We start from the raw sequence: 19,609 nt of genomic DNA, 5'->3' as shown, positions 1-19,609 counted from the left end.
GTTTTTCGTGGTCGTAGGGATTTTCCATTAATCCAAACCATCATTTGTACTAAATTCAGTTCGATTTGAATCAAGCTGCCATAAAATATCAAGCATTGGTTCCGCTGCTCTAAAGTTAAACGCTTTTGAAATTGGATTACATGATCTATTCGACAGCTTTTCCGTTTGGTGAGGTGATCGCCGGGATTTTACGGATCCCGTCCGTTTCGACCTTTCCGGTATTTACCGGTTTGAAGGAAATACTTGATGACAGTCATGAGCCGGATGAGGAGCAAATCGCCCCGATTCAAGAAGTGCTGGATACCTATAAAGCGGTCTCTCGTGCCATAGAAGAAACCTACTCCGTCAAGATGCCGGATCGTATGATGCATCTCATGTTTAATCGAGGGGATTTGAATCTGGTCTATACCTCAAAATATTTCATATCGAAATCCGACCTTGAATTTTTCGACGATAGCTTTCAATTTTTCGGCCCTCCCGTATATGATCGAAAAGAAAATTTAGATTTCCCTTTTGATCGATTGGAAGGGAAGAAAGTGATCTATATATCACTAGGAACCGTATTCGGGAATTATAACCCCGCACTTTATGACCTGTTTTTCAAAAGTTTTGCCGGTTGGGATGCAGTTGTTGTCATGGCCGCGTACAAGGTGGATTTATCGCCATTTTCCATCCCTGATAACTTTATTGTCAGAAATTATGTCCCGCAGACTGAAATCTTAAAGTATGCGGATGCAGCCATTACCCATGCCGGCATGAACACCATCAGCGATTTGATGTATCACCAGGTACCGTTTGTAGCGATTCCCATGGGCGCGGATCAGCACGGCATGGCAAAACGGGCGGAGGAATTGGGTGCTGCGATTTCTCTTGATAGCCAAACTCTTAATCCCGAGGTGTTAACACATTCCATCGAAAAGGTTCTGGGGGATCCCGGCTACCTTGAAAATATGAGGAAAATCAGTCATTCGTTTAAAGAAGCCGGCGGGTATAAAAAAGCGGTTGATGAAATTTTCAAATTAAAAAAGAAAAATGGATTGGAATGATTTAGATGAAAGGTATTATACTTGCGGGCGGATCGGGAACTCGTCTATATCCATTAACCAAAGCGGTGTCAAAACAAATACTTCCGGTTTATGACAAACCTATGATTATTACCCTTTATCCACCCTCATGATGGCGGGGATCAGGGAGATGTTAATCATTTCCACAAGAATCATTAAGGGAAGCCGGCAATTTTATTGAAGCTATTCAAAAAAGGCAAGGATTGTATGTAGCCTGCATTGAAGAGATTGCCTTCCGCAATGGATATATATCCAAAGAAGAGCTGATGGAAATGGCCAAACCCTTAACCAAAATCGACTATGGCAAATATCTGCTTCAGATTGCAGAATGACCGTACAAAAGGCACCAATTCGGCACCATTTGGATAGTCATTTATGGCTACCCCAAAAGTCAAAAATAAAAGACCCTTGTTATACAAGGGTCTTTTCGATCGAGACGACAGGATTTGAACCTGCGACCTCTTGCTCCCGAAGCAAGCGCTCTACCAAGCTGAGCCACGTCTCGTTAGCGGAGTGATCACAATATGTAATTTTACTCGTCTTATTATGATTTGTAAAGAGAGTTTTAAAAAAATTTTTCAAGATCGGTTTGCGAGAAAAAAAGCACTCGGCGGAGTAATTTACCCAGGCGGTTCTATCCCCGACATACCGGCACTTTTTTCAATGTCTTAACGCCATATTTTTGCTATCCCCAATGCGCCGCAAATATGTTAACGTTACTATATTTTCTCGGGTTATTTGCCCAATCATTGTTCTCAAATCTGGATTTATCACAACTATTTTTATGTGAAAACGTTTGACATAAAAACGATTACATTTATAATAAAGATTGAGCTCACACATTTCATTTATTCCAAAAAACGAAGACTGGGGGAAACAAAATGAAGAAATGGATGTCGCTTTCCATCGCTTTGGTGCTCATTATGACAGCGCTGTCGGCATGCGGAGGCGGGGGCAAGAGCAGCAATGATGGCGCTAAGGAGAATGAGGCTTCAGGCAAGACGGTTGAAATTTCCGTTTTGGTCGGCAAGGAAGAAATCGCCAAGCCGTTTGAATCGATGGTAAGCGATTACAACAGTTCGCAGGACAAAGTGAAAGTATCGATTATTCCTCTGTCGGGGGCGAACGGTTATGAAAGAATGACCACGCTGTATGCGTCGAACAACGCTCCTACCGTGATGAGCATCGGTCAGGAGTTGGAGCTGATGCAAGGCAAGCTGCTTGATCTGTCCGATCAGGAGTGGGTCAAGAACGCTTCGCCGGGCACGCTGGATTACGCTACATACGACGGCAAGGTTTTGGGGATGCCCATGTCCGTAGAGGCTTTCGGTTTTATTTACAATAAAGCTGTTTTGGATAAAGTGGCTGGCGGCAGCTTCGATCCGTCGAGCGTGCGAACCATCAACGACTTGAAAGCGCTCTTTGAAAAAATCGAGGCCGCCGGCGTTACGCCGATCACCGTAACTCCGCTCGATTGGTCGCTGGGGGCTCATTTTTCCAACATTCTGTTTACCGACCAATCGCCGGACCGCGAAACACGCCACAAATTCCTTGCGGACATGAAGAGCGGGAACGTCGATCTTGCCAACAACGCGGTGTTCAACGGCTGGATGGATACTCTCGATTTGATGAAACAGTACAACAAGGCCAAGGACGCCCCGCTGTCCGCGCAATATGACGAAGCGCCTTTGCAGTTGGCCGACGGGGAAGCGGCGATGTGGTTCATGGGCAACTGGGCCTATCCGCAGCTTAAAGAAGCGGACCCGGATGGCGAATACGGCTTCCTGCCGGTCCCTGTAAGCAACAACGCCGATGATTACGGCAACAGCCAAATTTCGGCCAGCGTCTCGTTGTATTGGAGTATCGACAAAGAACAGTCCACTCCGGAAGAACAGGCTGCCGCCAAAGATTTCTTGAACTGGATGGTCAGCAGCGAGCAAGGCCAGGATTACTATGTCAATCAATTCAGCGCCATCCCTGCGTTCAACAACTTTAAGATCATGCCGGAAGACAGCTTGTCGCAGTCGCTATTGTTTTACATGGACAAGCAGCAAACGCTGGAATGGATGAACCTGTACTTCCCGCCGGACGGGTATCCGACCATGGGAGCGACGCTGCAGAAATATTTGACCGGCAATATCGATCGTGCGGGCGTTGCCAAGGAGTATGAGGAGTACTGGAAAAAGGCTAAATAAGGTAACGTTTTCATAATTTTTTCTGATTAGAAAAAGAATCCGAGGGATAAGCCGGTTGGCTTATCCCCCGCTTGTTATAAAGAGAGCCGGAAATAAAGTGGGAGGACTACCATGAACGATCGGAAAGAACAGAAACAACAGTGGTGGAAGGAGAGCATCGCCTACCAGATTTACCCGCGCAGCTTCCAAGACTCGAACGGCGACGGGATCGGAGATTTGCGGGGCATTATCGAACGTCTCGATTATTTGCACTATCTTGGCATCGATTTGCTGTGGCTTTCCCCGGTATACGATTCGCCAAACGACGATAACGGATACGATATCCGCGATTATCACGGCATTTTGGACGAATACGGAACGATGGAAGATATGGACGAGTTGATTGCGGAGGCCGGAAAGCGGGGCATTCGGCTGGTAATGGACCTGGTCGCCAACCATACGTCGGACGAGCATGCCTGGTTTATCGAATCGCGTTCCGCAAAGGACAGCCCTAAGCGGGATTGGTACATTTGGCGGCCGGGCAAGGACGGCAAGGAGCCGACCAACTGGGAATGCGGATTCGGCGGTTCAGCCTGGGAGTACGATGAGCAAAGCGGCGAGTATTTCCTGCACTGCTTCTCTCCCAAGCAGCCGGATTTGAATTGGGAGAACCCCGAAGTGAGACGGGAACTCTACGCGATGATCGACTGGTGGATGGATAAAGGGATTGCCGGATTCCGCGTCGACGCGATTACATACATTAAGAAAAACCCCCAATTTCCCCAGCTTGAAGCCGAACCCGGACGGGATTTTGCGCCCATTGAAAAAGTCAGCTTAAATCAGGAAGGCATCCTCGATTTTCTGCGCGAGATGAAGCGGGAAGCGCTGGAGCCGAGAGGGGCGATCACGGTCGCCGAAGCTCCGGGGGTGCCGCTCGAACAAATCGGCGACTTTGTGGATGAGACGGACGGCGTGTTTACGATGCTGTTCCAATTTAATCATGTGGATTTGGACATCAAGCCCGGCGGCAAAGCGGAGTTCGTCGAGTGGGACATGAAAAAATTCAAGGACGCCCTGTCGTTATGGCAGCAGGAATCCAACCGCCATGGCTGGATGGGGTTGTTCCTGGAGAACCATGACCATGTCCGCTCGGTATCCAAATTCGGCAATGACGGGCCCTATCGTGACTTATCCGCCAAAATGCTTGCGGCGTTTTATTTTTTGATGCGGGGAACGCCTTTCATTTATCAGGGGCAGGAGATCGGCATGACCAACTGTCCTTTTGACTCCATTCATGAATACCGCGACATCGGCAGCCTCAACCTGTTCCGGGATGAGACGGCCAGAGGGCGGCCGGCGGAGGAGATTTTGGGCTACCTTGGCAAACGGAGCCGCGATCACGGGCGAACCCCGATGCAGTGGAACGGTGAGCGGGAGGCCGGCTTTACCTCCGGAACGCCTTGGATCAAAGTGAACCCCAATTATAGAGAGATCAATGTCGCGGAGAATATGAAAAAAGAGGATTCGGTGCTGCAGTTTTACCGTCGTCTCATCGCGCTGCGGCGGGAGCACCGGAGTTTGGTTTACGGATACTATGACGACCTTTGCAAGGAATTGAGGGAGGTCGGGGCCTATCAGCGCACCTATAACGGCGAACGCTGGGTCGTATTGTGCAATTTTACCGGGCGGTCCGTCTCTCTGCAGCAGCTTACGGAAATCCCGTTGGACGGCGAACTAGTCCTGTCCAATTACGAGGGCCGGGATCAAAACACGTTAAGACCGTATGAGGCGCTGGTTTTCAGATGGCGGAGAAAATGATGGAGCAGTCGATAGAACGGGTTCTCACGCAATTGACGTTGGAGGAAAAAGCAAGTCTTTGCTCGGGCCGGGATTTTTGGCGCTTGAAGGAAATAAGCCGGTTGGGGATTCCCTCGATCCGCATGGCGGACGGGCCCCATGGCCTGCGCAAGGAAGCGGAAAATGCGGATTATTTGGCCGCTGGGCAGAGTTTGCCGGCCACCTGTTTTCCCTCCGCCGCCGGGCTGGCCTGCACCTGGAACCGGACCTTGATCCGGCAAATGGGGGAAGCGCTCGGCAAGGAATGCCAGGCCGAAGGCGTGTCGGTATTGCTCGGTCCGGGCGCAAACATCAAGCGCAGTCCGCTCTGCGGCAGAAACTTCGAGTATTTCTCGGAGGACCCTTATTTGTCCTCGGAAATGGCGGCCAGCCATATTGAAGGGGTACAAAGTCAGGGAGTCGGAACCTCGCTCAAGCATTTTGCACTGAATAACCAGGAGTACCGTAAGATGACGGTGGACGCCGTTGCCGATGAACGGACGCTGCGGGAGATTTATCTGGCCAGCTTTGAAGGTGCGGTGAAAAAAGGCCGCCCGTGGACGGTGATGACCGCTTACAACCGGGTAAACGGAGAATACTGCGCCGAGAACAAGCGGCTTTTGACCGATATTTTGCGGCAGGAATGGGGATATGAAGGCGCTGTGATCTCCGACTGGGGCGCGGTAAACGAGCGGGTGGACGGCCTGCTGGCCGGGCTCGATCTGGAAATGCCGTTTAATCTCGGAGAAGGCGACGCCAAAATCGTTCAAGCCGTGCGTAACGGGGAGCTTCCTGAAGAGCAACTGGACAGAGCGGTCAAAGTACTGCTGGAGCTGGCCTTTAAGGGCCATGCGGCAAGACGGGAGCAAGCCTCGTTTGATGCCGCCGGGCACCATGATCTGGCCAGAAAAGTAGCCGCCGAAAGCATGGTGCTGCTCAGAAACGAGCAGGGCATCCTGCCGCTCTCCAAGGAAGCGAGCATCGCCGTCATCGGCGGCTTCGCGCGGCGGCCGAGATTTCAGGGCGGCGGCAGTTCGCATATTGTGCCGACCAGACTGGATATCGCTTATGAGGAAATCGGACGTAAAGTCAAAGATCCGGCGCAGATCACCTATGCGCAAGGATACCGTCCGGACGATGATGAGGTTGATGCCGCTTTGCTGGCGGAAGCCGCGGAAGCCGCCGCCAAGGCGGAGGTCGCCGTTATTTTTGCCGGCTTGCCGGATCGCTACGAAACGGAAGGATATGACCGCAGCCATCTGCGTTTGCCGGGCAATCACCTTCGCCTGATCGAAGAGGTGGCCAAGGTCCAGAGCAATCTGGTCGTGGTGCTGAGCAACGGTTCGCCGGTGGAGATGCCCTGGATCGGCCAAACCCGGGCCGTGCTGGAGGCTTATTTGGGCGGACAGGCGGCCGGAGGGGCGGTGGCCGATCTGCTGTTCGGCGACGCCAATCCAAGCGGCAAGCTGGCCGAAACCTTTCCGGCGGCGCTCGAGCATAACCCGTCCCATCTGTTTTTTCCGGGCGGTCAGGACCGCGCCGAATATAAGGAAGGGGTGTTCGTCGGCTATCGCTACTATGACGCCAAAGCGCTTGAACCGCTGTTTCCGTTTGGACACGGCCTGAGCTACACCCGGTTCGAATACTCCGGTTTAACGCTCAGCAGCTCCAGAATCCGGGAGCATGAGACGTTGACGGTCAGCGTGCGGATCAAAAACGCCGGAGAGGTGGCGGGCAAGGAAATCGTGCAGCTGTACGTAAGCGACCGGGAGGCGTCCGTGGCCCGTCCGCCGAAGGAGCTTAAGGGCTTTGAAAAGCTCGAGCTTCAGCCCGGCGAAGAGAAAACGGTAATTTTTGAGCTGAATAAAAGAGCGTTTGCTTATTACGATGTGGAGCTGGGCGGCTGGCATGTGGAAAGCGGCTTTTTCGATATTTTGATCGGGCGTTCGTCCCGGGATATCGCCGCGGCCGAAGCGGTTTATGTAGAGAGCGCCGTCAAGCTGAGGCCCTCGTTTACGCGCAACTCGACGTTGGGCGATCTGTTGACCAAAGCCGCTCCCGACCCGCTGACGCTGGCGCTGATCGAGCAATTCAAGCTGAATAGCGGGATATTTCCGGAGGACAAACCGGCTGATATCGCCGCGGCCGATCTTCATTTTCTGCCGCTGCGCGCGCTTGTCTCGCTAAGCAAGGGAGGCCTTCGGGAAGAGGACATGGAAGTTCTGCTGACCCGGGTAAACAGGAGTTGATTCGGCGCCAAAAGCCTTCGTTCCTGGGCCCGGGTTTAGCCGAAGACTGCCGTTGACTTTGGGGAGCCGGATTGGATATAATAGTCTATAATCAATTTTAAAGCTGGATATTGCAAAGCAGTGATGAGGAATCAGTATTTTCGGACAGACCATGCAGAGAGCCGGCGGAAGGTGCAAGCCGGTTGGCCGCGGAATGAACTCGCCTCGGAGTGCGGTGCAATTGCGGTAGCGGCGGATACGCTGACGGCTTTATTGCCGGCCGCATGAACATCGCCGTCTCGCCCGCGTTAAGGGTGCAAAGTGAGCGAAGGACAAAGCATGTCCGACGCTAACTAGGGTGGTACCACGGGAATTTCCTCCCGTCCCTAGCGATGATACGCTACGGGGCGGGAGGTTTTTTAATTTTAAAAAGGTAGTTCAAAAAGTCATCTTTTGATCACGAAGTAGAACAATGGAGCTTAATCGGCATCGAATCTTGAATTCAGCCGGGCCTTCCGTTGCTCACGTAGGCTCACCTACGCTCCGCTACTCAGTCCCTAGCTTCATTCAACCTTCTCGGTGCTGAAAACCTGACTTTTTGAACCCTCACTAAAATGTTAATTCAAAATGGTTGTTCAAGGAGGATTTTCGATTATGGCGGACAATAATGCGCCTCATGCCGTTTACCGGGCTCAGAACATCGAACCGAAATGGCAGGCTTACTGGGATGAGCATCATACGTTCAAAACACGGGAAGAGGCGGGCAAACCGAAGTTTTACGCGCTCGACATGTTCCCTTATCCTTCGGGAGCGGGCCTTCATGTAGGCCACCCGGAAGGTTATACGGCGACGGATATCGTCTCCCGTTATAAACGGATGCGCGGCTACAATGTGCTGCATCCGATGGGGTGGGACGCTTTCGGCCTGCCGGCCGAGCAGCACGCGCTCGATACGGGCGAGCATCCCCGCGATATTACGGTCAAGAACATCAACAATTTCCGGCGCCAAATCAAATCTTTGGGCTTCTCCTACGATTGGGACCGCGAAATCAGCACGACCGATCCGGAATATTACAAATGGACCCAGTGGATTTTTATCCAGCTTTATAAGAAAGGTCTCGCTTATGTGGCCGAGGTGCCGGTAAACTGGTGCCCTGCGCTGGGAACGGTGCTGGCCAACGAAGAGGTGATCGACGGCAAAAGCGAACGCGGCGGCCATCCGGTCATTCGCAAGCCGATGCGCCAATGGGTGCTGAAAATCACCGAGTATGCGGAACGGCTGCTGGAAGATCTGGAAGAGCTCGACTGGTCGGAAAGCATCAAGGATATGCAGCGTAACTGGATCGGCAAATCCGAAGGGGCCGAAGTCGTTTTTGCGATCGACGGCCATGACGCGGCGCTGACCGTGTTTACGACGCGTCCGGACACCTTGTTCGGGGCCAGCTACGCGGTGCTTGCACCGGAGCATGAATTGGTCAAAACGATCACGACGGACGCCCAGCGCGAAGCCGTCGAGGCCTATCAAGATCAAGCCGCGCGCAAAAGCGACCTGGAGCGGACCGATCTGGCGAAGGAAAAAACCGGCGTATTTACCGGCGCTTACGCGATCAATCCGGTGAACGGCGCCAAGCTGCCGATCTGGATCGCCGATTACGTGCTCGCCGGCTACGGCACCGGGGCCATCATGGCCGTGCCGGGGCATGACGAGCGGGACTACGAGTTCGCCAAGCGTTTTGAGCTGCCGATCCTCGAAGTGGTCGAAGGCGGCGATCTGGCGAAGGAAGCGTACGCGGGCGACGGTCCGCACGTCAATTCCGGTTTCCTGAACGGGCTTAACAACGCGGAAGCGATCAAGAAAATGATCTCCTGGCTGGAGGAAAACGGCAAAGGGCGCGGCAAGGTGACGTACCGCCTGCGCGACTGGCTGTTCAGCCGCCAGCGTTATTGGGGCGAGCCGATCCCGATCCTCCATCTCGAAGACGGCACGATGAAGCCGGTGCCGGAGGATCAGCTGCCGCTGGTATTGCCGGACGTCGACGCCATCAAGCCGTCGGGCACCGGGGAATCGCCGCTCGCGAACGTTACGGAATGGGTCAATACGACCGATCCGGAGACCGGCCTGCCGGCGCGGCGCGAGACGAACACGATGCCGCAGTGGGCGGGCAGCTGCTGGTATTATCTGCGGTACATCGATCCGCATAACGACAAGGAGCTGTGCTCCAAAGAGAAGCAGCAGGAGTGGCTGCCGGTCGATCTGTATATCGGCGGCGCCGAGCACGCGGTGCTTCACCTGCTGTACGCCCGCTTCTGGCACAAGGTGCTTTACGATCTCGGCGTGGTGACCACGAAGGAGCCGTTCCATAAGCTTGTGAACCAAGGGATGATCCTGGGCACCAACAACGAGAAAATGAGCAAATCCCGCGGCAACGTCATCAATCCGGACGAAATCGTGGGTGAATACGGCGCGGATACGCTGCGCGTGTACGAAATGTTCATGGGTCCGCTGGAAGCGACCAAGCCGTGGAACATGAACGGCGTGGAAGGCATTCACCGCTTCCTGTCGCGGGTCTGGCGCCTCTTCGTCGCCGAGGACGGCAGCCTGAACCCGAAAATCACCGCGGACGGCGGCAGCGATGACTTCAAACGGACCTGGCACAAAACGATCAAAAAGGTAACCGAGGATTTGGAAAACCTGCGCTTTAATACGGCGATCAGCCAACTGATGATCTTCGTCAACGACGCTTATAAAACGGATGCCGTTCCGAAGGCTGCGGCTGAAAACTTCGTGCAGCTATTGTCCCCCTTGGCGCCGCATTTGGCCGAAGAACTGTGGGAGCGCCTCGGGCATGCCGAAACGATCACGTACGAGCCGTGGCCGGCCTATGACGAGGCTTGGACGGTCGAAGCGGAAGTGGAAATCGTCGTGCAGGTGAACGGCAAAATCGTGGACCGCACGAAAATTTCCAAAGAGCTGGATCAGGCGGCCATGCAGGAACACAGCTTAAGCCTGCCGAACGTGCAGCAGGCTGTAGCTGGCAAGACGATCCGCAAGGTGATCGCCGTTCCGGGCAAATTGGTCAACATTGTCGTCGGCTAAAAGCCTGCCGGCTGCTGCTGCTTTGGCGGCAGTCTATTGCGGCAGTCTATTTGCGGGTCACCGGCATTAAGGCAGGGTAGCGGCTCCCGAACCGTTCGGCGGTTCCGCCTTGGACAGGGCGCCGCCGTCCGCCTGATGGGAGGAAGGGGAGGAATCTCCTTCCTCTTCTGCCGCCGTTTCCCCGCCGGGTTCAGGAGGATTAAACAGCGCATGCAGTTTGCCGAGATCTTCATCGTACTTGCGGTGCGTCGCTTCGATCAACTGCACGAACAGGCCGCGAAGGCCGGCTTCCAGCACGGTCAATCCCTCGGCGGTAACGCCGCCGGGGACGGCGACGCGCTCGATAAGCTCCTCCGCGGTTAGTCCGCCTTCGGTCAACAGCTTGCCCGTTCCGAGCAGCATTTCGGAGCCGAGCGTGATCGCGTCGGCCTGCGTCAGTCCGGTTAGCTCTCCGGCGGCTTCCGCCCACAGCTTCAGCATGTAGGCGACGAATGCGGGGCCGCAGCTGGCGATGTCGGAAGCGATGCGGGTCTCAGTTTCTTTTAGCGTAAACGGCGTGCTGACCGAGGACATCAGCTGCTCCAACAGGAGCCGGTCCTCGGGCCGGATCCGCTTTCCGTACATGCAGAGCGAAGCTCCGCTGTGTACGGAGTGGGTAATGCTGGGAATAATTTTGGCGATTTTGGCCGGGAGGGCCTGCTCCAGAGTTTCGATTTGCACCGGGCTCGTAATTGATACGACGATCTGTTTTTCGTCGAGCACATCCCGGATTTCCGCGATAACCTCAGGGTAATCCAGGGGTTTGATGCACAGGAAGATAATTTTGCTGTCCCGTGCGGCTTCCGCGTTGCTTCCGTATATTTTTAGTCCGGGATAACGTTGGGCCAGCCGTTTCGTTTTGAGGGGAGAACGGTTGCTGGCACAGATGTGATGCGGGAGCAGCGCACCGGAACGCGAAAAAGCTTCAATCAGCAAGCTTCCCATGGATCCGGTTCCGATGAAGGCGACTTTCATCCGGGTTCCCCTTTCCGTGCGTGACGCACTTTTCGTTGCCATCATGGATCATAGCTTCACAGCGAACTCGATTTTCACGTTAGAAACGTGCGGCCCTTTGCCTGCGGTTATTTACCGGGCAGACCGAACGTTTCTACTTCACCTGTTTAAATATGTATGCATCTTGATTGGATCTTCATGACCTTACCGGGCAGATTCTTTTAAGATTGGAGTGGCAGGGTATGAGAAAAGAGTATGTGCTGACGTCGGTCGTTTCCGCAGTTATTGGCGCCGGCCTGATGCTGCTTGCGGTTGGCGGAAGCAAACCGGCCGGAATTGAAGGCTGGGTTCCGCTCAACGCCGAGGTGGCTTCGGCGCTGCAGGCGGAGCAAGCGCCTGCCGGAGGCGGAGGCGCTGCGGTCGGGGCGGGCGCAAGTGCCGCTGCCCATACCGGGGACGCCGGCAAGGGGGATCAGCGCCGAGCGGCGCAAGGCATGGACACTGCCGGCGGCCGTGCAGCGGCAGGCGGTGCGGCCGGGACGGCCGCGGGTGGAGCGGCGGCAGGCGGATCGGCGGGAGGCGGAGGCGGTGCTGCGGTGCCGGGTTCAGCAGCGGCCCCGCCAGCGGGCGCGGCCTTAGGCGAGCCGGCGGTTGGCAGCCCGGCTGCCGGTAACCCCGCGGCAGGCGAGCCGCCTGCCGGAAACGCCGCCGCTTCTGCGGCCGGCAGTCCGGCTTCGTCCGCTGCGCCGCCGCAGCAGGCGGACACCAGCCTGATCAGCATCAATCAGGCGGGGCTTACCGAGCTGCAGGACATTCCCGGCATCGGCGAGAAAAAAGCGCAGGCGATCATCGACTACCGAACCGCGCACGGCCCTTTCGTTTCCCTAAGCGATTTGACGAAGGTGAAAGGGATCGGAAACAAAATGCTGGAAAAAATGAAGCCATATATCAGACTGTAGGAACAGGAGAGCCAAAGGGATGAATCCGGATCAACGCAAAGACTGGGATACGTATTTCATGGATATCGCCTATATGGTGTCAACGCGGTCGCGCTGCAGCCGCCGGCATGTCGGAGCCGTTCTCGTCCAGGGCAAAAAGCTGCTTGGAACGGCCTACAACGGAGCTCCTTCGGGCGTTCCCGACTGCTCGGAAGCCGGCTGCATGATCGCGGAGGAATACGAGGTCGTCATCGAAAACGGAGAAGAAAAAATGGTGAAGAAGCAGCGCTGCGTGCGCACGATCCACGCCGAGCAAAACCTGCTGCTGTTCACCGACCGCATCGACCGGGAAGGCTCCAGCGTCTACGTTACGGACGAACCTTGCTGGACTTGCGCCAACATGCTGGCCAACAGCGGCATTACGGAAATCGTGTTTCATCGGCCTTACCCCAAAGATTCGGGCAAGGTGACGGCGATGATGAAGCAGAAAGGCATCCGGTTCCGCCGTTTGGAATCGTACCAGCCGCCGCCGGAAACGGTTGTCCGCGTTGAGGAATAACCGGCCATCGGCGGCAAACTTGATCGAACATACGATGATTTGTAACGGATGTATGCGGAGATTATGAGTTTATATGAGTTTATATGAGATTATATGAGATTAATATGAGATTTATATGAAATTAGATTTATTATGAGATTATATGGATCATGCTGCGATTTATATGGATTACGCAATGATCTTTAGGATGCAGGAAGCACCTCATCCGCCCAAAGGCGGGTGGGGTGCTTTTTTGAGTTTTATGGAGTTTTGTTCGGTCAGGTGCTGCGTGAAACATAGTTATGGCAACGCCAATCGCGTCTATTTTCGCAGTATTCTTGTCTTGCCCGCGCTGGACCCTTTAAAAGGATGACGGGGTTAAGGGCTCAAGTGTAAAAGTGCATTTGATGTACCATACATGACTGGAATTGACCGATTGAAATGCAAAAATGCATCTATTTTGGGGCTATCCGATAAAAAGGGTCTTTTGACCACTAGCGTTGCATTTACATCTGGCAAGATACATTTTCTGGGCACACCAATATTCTAACGGTTGCCACAAGCGCTATTTGTTCCAATACCGTTGATTTCAAATTGTAACGGTTGCCATGGAGCTTATTTCGCTGAAAACCGGTAATTTTTGCTTGGATTCAGGCAAATAACGACGTTCGCAACCGTTAGAATTTCGAAAAGGTCTTTTTTTGGCAAATAACCGCTGCTGCAACCGTTAGATTTCCGGCGGGCGGAAAGTATCGATTCGAAAGCCAACGCTTGTAAAGAAACCTTGAGCAAAAGTTAATGCAACGCTCAGTGTCTTTTGACTGGAAATGAACTGCAATTTTGCATCTGACGGGGCCGGAAACGGGGTTTTTGAGTCAAAACGAACTGCACTTATGCATCTCGCGGAATCGGTACCTACTGGAATCGCCACCTACTGGATTTGGTACTACTGGTTGGCTCCTACTGAAAACGGCATCTACGTAGATTCGGCATCGCCCTGGATTTGTGCAGCCTCGGATTGGCCTGGCTTCTCGGCCCGCTTTTTCCCTGTAATACGGGCGGACGTTGGCCTGCGCGCAGGCCGCGGGTTTCTTGTTGGAGGAAGCATTCTTAAACGGTGGCGGACGTGTGTCTGATATGGCAGCGATCCCGAAAGGAAGGAGGACTTGTAATGTTCCGTAGACCTTTGACCGCTATCGCCTGCTGCTGGATCGCCGGCAGCGGTTTAACTATTTTGCTCGGCGGCAGCCGGTTTTGGCTGATGTGGGCGGGAATTACGCTGGTTTGCCCGGCGTTATTGGCGATCGGGCGTTGGCCCTTGCGGAGGCTTGCGGTATTGTGGCTGGTATTTTCTCTTGGGGCCGTCTATTGGCAGTACAACGAAGCCAGAAATATCAGCCGGATTGAACATGCTTTATCTGGCGGGGGGGAGACGGTTGATGGTCTAACCGCTGAGCAGTCCAGCGAACGGGGCGCATCAGATGGTCTCACTGCTGAGCAGTCCAGCGAACGGGGCGCATCAGATGGTCTCACTGCTGAGCAGTCCAGCGAACGGGACGCATCAGCCGGCCTAACCGGTGAGCAGTCCAGCGGACGGGGCGCATCAGCCGGCCTAACCGCTGAGCAGTCCAGCGAACGGGGCGCATCAGCCGGCCTAACCGGTGAGCAGTCCAGCGGACGGGGCGCATCAGCCGGCCTAACCGCTGAGCAGTCCAGCGCACGGGGTGCATCAGTCGGCCTAACCGCTGCGCGGTTCCCCGTTCAGGACCATCTGGACGGGCTTGCCGTACGGATGGAGGGGACGATCGTGTCGCCGGTGGAGGTCGATGGCGACCGGGCCGGCTTTACGCTGCGATTGAGCCGGATCGGCCGTTCCGATGGCGCCTTGAAGGGGCCGCTGGAGGGAGGGGATATCCCCGGCGGCGAGAAGGTCGCGGTACAGCTGCGTTTGGCGGCGGAGGAGGAGCTAAGTACAGCCGCCTCCTGGCGGCGGGGGCAGCATGTCGCGTTGACGGGCAGCCTGAAACGGCCGGAGCCGGCCCGCAACTTTGAAGGCTTCGACTACCGCCGCTATTTGCATAACCAGCGCATTCATTGGCTGGTCAAGGCGACCGGGGCGTCCGCGTTGAACGTACTGCCCGGCAAATGGAGCGCCGCCGCATTGCTCGGGGAGGTCGATGCTTTACGCGCTTATTTGGGCGCGCAGATCGAGCGGCTGTTTCCGGGATGGCAGGCCGGCTACATGAAAGGCCTGCTGATCGGGCTTCAGGACGAGCTTGATCCGGAGAAATACGCGGAGTTTACCCAGCTTGGCCTGACGCATATTTTGGCGATTTCGGGCAGCCATGTGGCGATCAATGTGGCGATCGTTTTTTGGCTGCTGCGTTTATGCCGGGTCAGCCGGGAGACCGCGCTGATCGTCATGTTGTTTTTTGTCCCGGCATATGTGCTGATTACCGGTTTTTCGCCGTCCGTGATCCGCTCCGGGATCATGACGACGCTGGGCATCTATTTGCTGAGGCGGGGAAAGCTCAAGGACAGCATTAATGTGCTGTCAGCCGCGGCGCTTATGATGCTGCTTTGGAACCCCTATTTTTTGCTGAACGTCAGCTTCCAGCTTTCGTTTGCGGTCACGGCCGGGCTGATCGTTTTCGTCCCGCTGATCTCGCCTTATTTCGCCTGGCTTCCGCCCAAAATCCGGGGGACCGTAGCCATTACGCTGGCGGCCGAAATCGTCTCGTTTCCTTTAACAATCTTCTATTTTAACCAGTTTTCCCTGCTCTCGCTGGCGGCAAATTTGCTGATAGTCCCCGTCATCGGTGCGTTGGCGCTGCCTATGGGGATGGCGGCGCTTCTGCTCAGCTTTTTCGCGTACCGGCTTGGCGTCTGGGCGGCGGTTCCGGTAAGGCTGCTGAATACGGCTACGTTTTGGGCCACAGGCTGGCTTGGTGAACGAAGCGGCTTTATGACCTACTGGAAATCCCCCTCGTTACTGTGGATCGCCGGATATTACGGGGCCGTGTTTTTGCTGCTTTATTGGAGCTCGCGGCGGGAAAAGCGGCATTTAACGGCGGCCGGCGTCTTGGACGATGAGACGGTGCCGCTTTCGCCCGCTCCGGCTGAAATAGCGGCCTCGGATAGGACGGGGCGCTATTTGGCGGCATTTGCCGGAGTTCACCGGCAGTTGGGCGGACAATCGCCGCGGGAGTTCCCATTGTTCCGATCGTCCCGGGCACCCCAAACATCCCAAACGCCCCTGCCATTCCGGCAGTTCCTGGACTCCTTCATGTCCATTGCCTTAAGGATATGGCCGCGTGACGCCAACCGGCGCAGGGAAATTCTGCGTATTGCAATAGCGGCCGGCCTCGCGCTGCTGATCGTGTCCGGGTACCGGACGGCATATGCCAAAGGCGTCGGGCACATCGAATTTATCGATGTGGGACAGGGGGATTGTGCGCTCATTACGGCTCCGTCCGGCGCTCATATTCTCGTGGACGGCGGCGGCACCGTTTCGTTCCGTAAAGCATCCGATAGCTGGCGGGACAGGAAGGAGCCGTTTGAAGTCGGAGCGAAAACGGTTGTTCCGCTGCTAAAAAAACGGGGGATCCACCGCCTGGACGCCGTGATTTTAACCCATGGCGATCAGGACCACATCGGCGGCCTGCAAGCCGTGCTTGAGCAATTCCCGGTGGCGGCGCTGGTGATCAACGGAAGTCTGGCCGAATCCGCCACCATGAAGAAGCTGATGGAGACTGCACTAGATCGGAACATACCGGTCTATTCGGCGGCCCGCGGCATGACTTTGAAGCCGGATGCCGAGACGAAACTTGACGTTCTATATCCCCAAGCGGCAGCCGCCGGTACTGAAGCGGAAGCGATTCCGTTCGAAGAGAAGCAAAATCACCGTTCGATCGTGTTCCTGCTCCAAATGAGCGGGGCCCGGTTTTTGTTCACCGGGGATATGGATGAAGCGGCGGAGCGGGAAGTGCTGGAAATGGCCGCGGCAAAAAAGGAAACGGTCGGGTCGGAAAAGGAAATGTCCGGGGCAGACAAGCAGGTGGCCGGGGGAGAAAACGGACATCCCGTCGACGTCATGAAGGTGGCTCATCACGGCAGCAAAACGTCGACCTCGGCCGAGTGGCTGGCGTACTGGCGGCCGGAGGCCGTCCTGATCTCCGTCGGCGCGTCCAACACTTACGGGCATCCGCATCCGGTGGTCATGGAGCGGCTTGAAGCGCAGGGGGCCGGCATTTTCCGCACCGATCGGATGGGCGGAGTGCAGTTGAAGGTGCGGGGCGGCCGGATTCTTATCCGCTATAAGCTTGCGCAATAACCATTTTGTGGGATTCCGTCAGGACGCGTGAAAGCAGGATGACGGGTCCTGTTTTTTTTGGTATTCTTAGGTGAGGTTAATGGGATATTCGGGGTTCACGGACTTTTTTTCCAAATAAATATTTATCTAAAATAGTAACAACATTGCAACATTTTGTCGGACGCCAGCGTCTGGATAGTTGCAAGGAAGGGGGAGCCTTTGTGGTGGAGCAAGGTCTCATCAGAGCCGCACAAGAGGGCGATCGCGACGCTCTAATCACCCTATTGCGAGAGATTGAACAGCATGTGTACCGGACAGCCTATTATATATTAAATAACGAGCAGGATGCGCACGACGCCGCTCAGGAGGCGCTTATCCGGATTTATACCAAAATCGGTTCATATGAGGAGAAGGCTCAATTTAAAACTTGGGTGCAGCGAATCGTGACGAACATCTGCATTGACAAATTTCGAAGGAACAAACCGACGGTTTCGATCGAAGAGCACGAAATGGTGTTTCAGGGCAACGACAGCGTCGAGCGGGAGGTGATGTCCGGCTATATGGCCGAGGATATCCGCAGCGCGATCGAGCAGCTTCCGGAGCATCACAGGTCGGTGGTTGTGCTTAGATATTTGCAGGACTTTTCCTATAACGAAATTGCCGATAGTTTGAACCTGCCCCTGAACACCGTTAAATCCTATCTGTTTAGGGCCAGGCAGCAGCTGCAGCACTTGCTTCGAGATTATCAGAAAGGTGGTGTAACAGGATGAATTGCCAGGAGGCGGTGGAATGGATGAATCGTTATCTCGACCGGGATTTGAACGAAGAGGAATCCTCTCTTCTGTTTGAGCATATTCGCCATTGCCGGGATTGCGCCGAGCAGTTCGAATGGCTGAACAAGCTGTCCGCGCAGCTTGAGAACTTGCCGAAGGTCGTCCCGAATTACAGTCTGGTCGATGCGATCCTTCCGCAATTGGATGCGATCGATCAGGCCCGCCGGGAAGGCAGCGTATCCGAAGCGGACGCTCTGCCGGTCATGACCGAAAGCTCCCCGGCGCCAAGCCGAAGCGGCAAGCAGGAACGCGAGCAAGGCCCAGCCTCGCGCCGCGCCCGCATTTATCGGTACGGATCGCTGGGCGTGGCGGCGGCATTGATCTTAGGCGTGTTTATTTATCAGTATGAGCCGCAAACGGTTCCCAACGCCGAAATCGCCTTGAAGAGCGCAAGCGATGGATCGCCAAGCGCGGACGATGCGGGGGCGGCGGACGAACCGGAGGATATCGCCCGGCTGTTCGTAAGCAAGGAAGGGGCGGATGCGGGCTCGGCCGGCGGGGCAAGCGAGCCGGAGCAGGCGGCTCAGGCCGAAGAAGACTTAAAGTCCCCGGCAAATAGCGGTGAAACCGGGAGTCATCCCGGGAAAGGGGCGGCGGACGCTCTGGATAAAGCCGAACCTGCCAAGGGGAAGGAAACTCCGGCGGAAGAGGCGTCGTCCGCTTCGACCGGCGCCCCGGCAAACAATGGCGGAGACGGGACGGCTCCGAGCGAGGCGCAGGACATCGGGGCTTTAAACCATGGCGGTGCTCCGGCTGCCGGCGGAGCGCAGGCCGGCCAGCGGGGCGCCTCCGGCGATTCAAACGCTGGCGCCGGAACGACCCTGGAACCGGGAATTGTGCAGCAGGGAATCGTCCATGAAGCGGATCCGAATCAGTCGATGATGGGGATAGCCGCCGCGCCGAAAGCCCCGACTGCCTGGACTTCTCCGGACGGAGCCTATGAGGCCGAATTGAAGGAAGGACATCTGTATATATACAAAAAAGAGTCCGAACAGAAAAAAACGCTTGTTTCCGATCATGCGCTCAGCGGGGAATGGGTTCAGGGCGAATGGTCGGAAGACAGCACAACGTTTACCTATGAGACCGCAAAAGACGGAACCGTGACGACCCGTTCGGTCAAGGCGGCATCCGGGGCGGACGCTGCCGCGGACAGTACTCCCGCGAAAGGAGGTTCCGCGAACGGAGCTCCCGCGAACAGCACTCCCGCAAAAGGAGGTTCCGCGAACGGTGCTCCCGTGAACAGCATTCCTGCGAACGGAGCTTCCACAAACGGCACCGCCGGGAACGGTGCTGCCGCGGATCAGCCGTAAAATCCCTTAAGCCCAGCAGAGAAAGACTTGCTAAATTGGGCGGGGCAAGCGCTTTAAGGCAGTCACCTTTTTAGGAGATATGGAATAGGTTATAAATATAGAGACAAAGGATTGGAACCCTGATCGTCGTATGACCGCAGGCGGGAAAGTTTCTAGAGCTTTTCTGCCCGCGTTTATATAGATGTTCTGGGACAGAGGGACCTTTCGCCGCGAGGCAGAGGTCTCTCTGTTGCTTTTGGCGCCGGATTTGGACTAATGGCCGGTTTCGAAGTATCATAGGGGATAGG

General features: G+C 55.3%; 11 protein-coding genes, 1 tRNA gene, 1 pseudogene and 1 other annotated feature. Of the genes and pseudogenes, 11 read left to right on the top strand and 2 right to left on the bottom strand.

What is annotated here, in order from left to right:
- Positions 1–140 precede the first annotated feature (140 nt).
- Both NYE69_RS24940 and NYE69_RS24935 read left to right on the top strand, forming a co-directional pair.
- Positions 141–1,046: a macrolide family glycosyltransferase gene (locus NYE69_RS24940; protein WP_340928360.1), complete on the top strand. Its 906-nt coding sequence runs from the start codon at positions 141–143 to the stop codon at positions 1,044–1,046.
- 5 nt (positions 1,047–1,051) lie between these two features.
- Positions 1,052–1,212 (top strand): annotated as a pseudogene (locus NYE69_RS24935) (sugar phosphate nucleotidyltransferase); the annotation flags it as partial.
- A gap of 283 nt (positions 1,213–1,495) precedes the next feature.
- On the opposite strand, the gene NYE69_RS24930 reads toward NYE69_RS24935, so the two are convergent.
- A tRNA-Pro gene (locus tag NYE69_RS24930) sits at positions 1,496–1,569 on the bottom strand.
- A gap of 376 nt (positions 1,570–1,945) precedes the next feature.
- Between NYE69_RS24930 and NYE69_RS24925 the strand changes: the two genes are divergently transcribed.
- From NYE69_RS24925 to leuS, 4 genes are all read left to right on the top strand, one after another.
- Complete coding sequence (locus tag NYE69_RS24925; RefSeq protein ID WP_340928359.1) at positions 1,946–3,259, top strand: ABC transporter substrate-binding protein; 1,314 nt, start codon at positions 1,946–1,948, stop codon at positions 3,257–3,259.
- Positions 3,260–3,370: 111 nt separating this feature from the next.
- Positions 3,371–5,056 (top strand): glycoside hydrolase family 13 protein, encoded by a 1,686-nt coding sequence (locus NYE69_RS24920; protein ID WP_340928358.1) that lies wholly within the window; start codon positions 3,371–3,373, stop codon positions 5,054–5,056.
- Positions 5,056–7,323, top strand: coding sequence for a glycoside hydrolase family 3 C-terminal domain-containing protein (locus NYE69_RS24915; protein WP_340930518.1), 2,268 nt, complete (start codon positions 5,056–5,058; stop codon positions 7,321–7,323). Before NYE69_RS24920 ends, NYE69_RS24915 begins: the two co-directional genes overlap by 1 nt.
- A gap of 111 nt (positions 7,324–7,434) precedes the next feature.
- Positions 7,435–7,693 (top strand) — a binding site (T-box leader).
- A gap of 263 nt (positions 7,694–7,956) precedes the next feature.
- A complete protein-coding gene (gene leuS / locus NYE69_RS24910) occupies positions 7,957–10,398 on the top strand; it encodes a leucine--tRNA ligase (protein WP_340928356.1) in 2,442 nt (813 codons plus the stop codon).
- Between the two features lie 66 nt (positions 10,399–10,464).
- Here the strand turns inward: leuS and comER are convergent, their stop codons facing one another.
- Entirely contained in the window at positions 10,465–11,412 is a 948-nt protein-coding gene (gene comER / locus NYE69_RS24905) for a late competence protein ComER (protein ID WP_445744789.1), read from the bottom strand.
- A 221-nt stretch (positions 11,413–11,633) separates the two neighbouring features.
- On the opposite strand from comER, the gene NYE69_RS24900 reads away from it, so the two are divergent.
- From NYE69_RS24900 to NYE69_RS24880, 5 genes are all read left to right on the top strand, one after another.
- Positions 11,634–12,350 carry a ComEA family DNA-binding protein gene (locus tag NYE69_RS24900; protein WP_340928354.1) on the top strand — a complete coding sequence of 239 codons (717 nt, stop codon included), beginning with the start codon at positions 11,634–11,636 and terminating at the stop codon, positions 12,348–12,350.
- Positions 12,351–12,369: 19 nt separating this feature from the next.
- Positions 12,370–12,888, top strand: coding sequence for a deoxycytidylate deaminase (locus tag NYE69_RS24895; protein ID WP_036621217.1), 519 nt, complete (start codon positions 12,370–12,372; stop codon positions 12,886–12,888).
- Positions 12,889–14,038: 1,150 nt separating this feature from the next.
- Positions 14,039–17,200, top strand: coding sequence for a ComEC/Rec2 family competence protein (locus NYE69_RS24890; protein ID WP_340928353.1), 3,162 nt, complete (start codon positions 14,039–14,041; stop codon positions 17,198–17,200).
- 200 nt (positions 17,201–17,400) lie between these two features.
- Positions 17,401–17,949: an RNA polymerase sigma factor gene (locus tag NYE69_RS24885; RefSeq protein ID WP_036621220.1), complete on the top strand. Its 549-nt coding sequence runs from the start codon at positions 17,401–17,403 to the stop codon at positions 17,947–17,949.
- Entirely contained in the window at positions 17,946–19,322 is a 1,377-nt protein-coding gene (locus tag NYE69_RS24880; RefSeq protein ID WP_340928349.1) for an anti-sigma factor family protein, read from the top strand. Before NYE69_RS24885 ends, NYE69_RS24880 begins: the two co-directional genes overlap by 4 nt.
- Positions 19,323–19,609 lie beyond the last annotated feature (287 nt).

The organism is Paenibacillus sp. FSL R5-0527 (assembly GCF_038008055.1).
Classification (GTDB): domain Bacteria; phylum Bacillota; class Bacilli; order Paenibacillales; family Paenibacillaceae; genus Fontibacillus; species Fontibacillus macerans.
This window is presented reverse-complemented; position numbering and strand designations above follow the sequence as displayed.

Coding starts and splice junctions, on each gene's coding strand:
- NYE69_RS24940 (WP_340928360.1), top strand. CDS start 141: ATGATCTATTCGACAGCTTTTCCGTTTGGTGAGGTGATCGCCGGGATT.
- NYE69_RS24925 (WP_340928359.1), top strand. CDS start 1,946: ATGAAGAAATGGATGTCGCTTTCCATCGCTTTGGTGCTCATTATGACA.
- NYE69_RS24920 (WP_340928358.1), top strand. CDS start 3,371: ATGAACGATCGGAAAGAACAGAAACAACAGTGGTGGAAGGAGAGCATC.
- NYE69_RS24915 (WP_340930518.1), top strand. CDS start 5,056: ATGGAGCAGTCGATAGAACGGGTTCTCACGCAATTGACGTTGGAGGAA.
- leuS (WP_340928356.1), top strand. CDS start 7,957: ATGGCGGACAATAATGCGCCTCATGCCGTTTACCGGGCTCAGAACATC.
- comER (WP_445744789.1), bottom strand. CDS start 11,412: ATGAAAGTCGCCTTCATCGGAACCGGATCCATGGGAAGCTTGCTGATT.
- NYE69_RS24900 (WP_340928354.1), top strand. CDS start 11,634: ATGAGAAAAGAGTATGTGCTGACGTCGGTCGTTTCCGCAGTTATTGGC.
- NYE69_RS24895 (WP_036621217.1), top strand. CDS start 12,370: ATGAATCCGGATCAACGCAAAGACTGGGATACGTATTTCATGGATATC.
- NYE69_RS24890 (WP_340928353.1), top strand. CDS start 14,039: ATGTTCCGTAGACCTTTGACCGCTATCGCCTGCTGCTGGATCGCCGGC.
- NYE69_RS24880 (WP_340928349.1), top strand. CDS start 17,946: ATGAATTGCCAGGAGGCGGTGGAATGGATGAATCGTTATCTCGACCGG.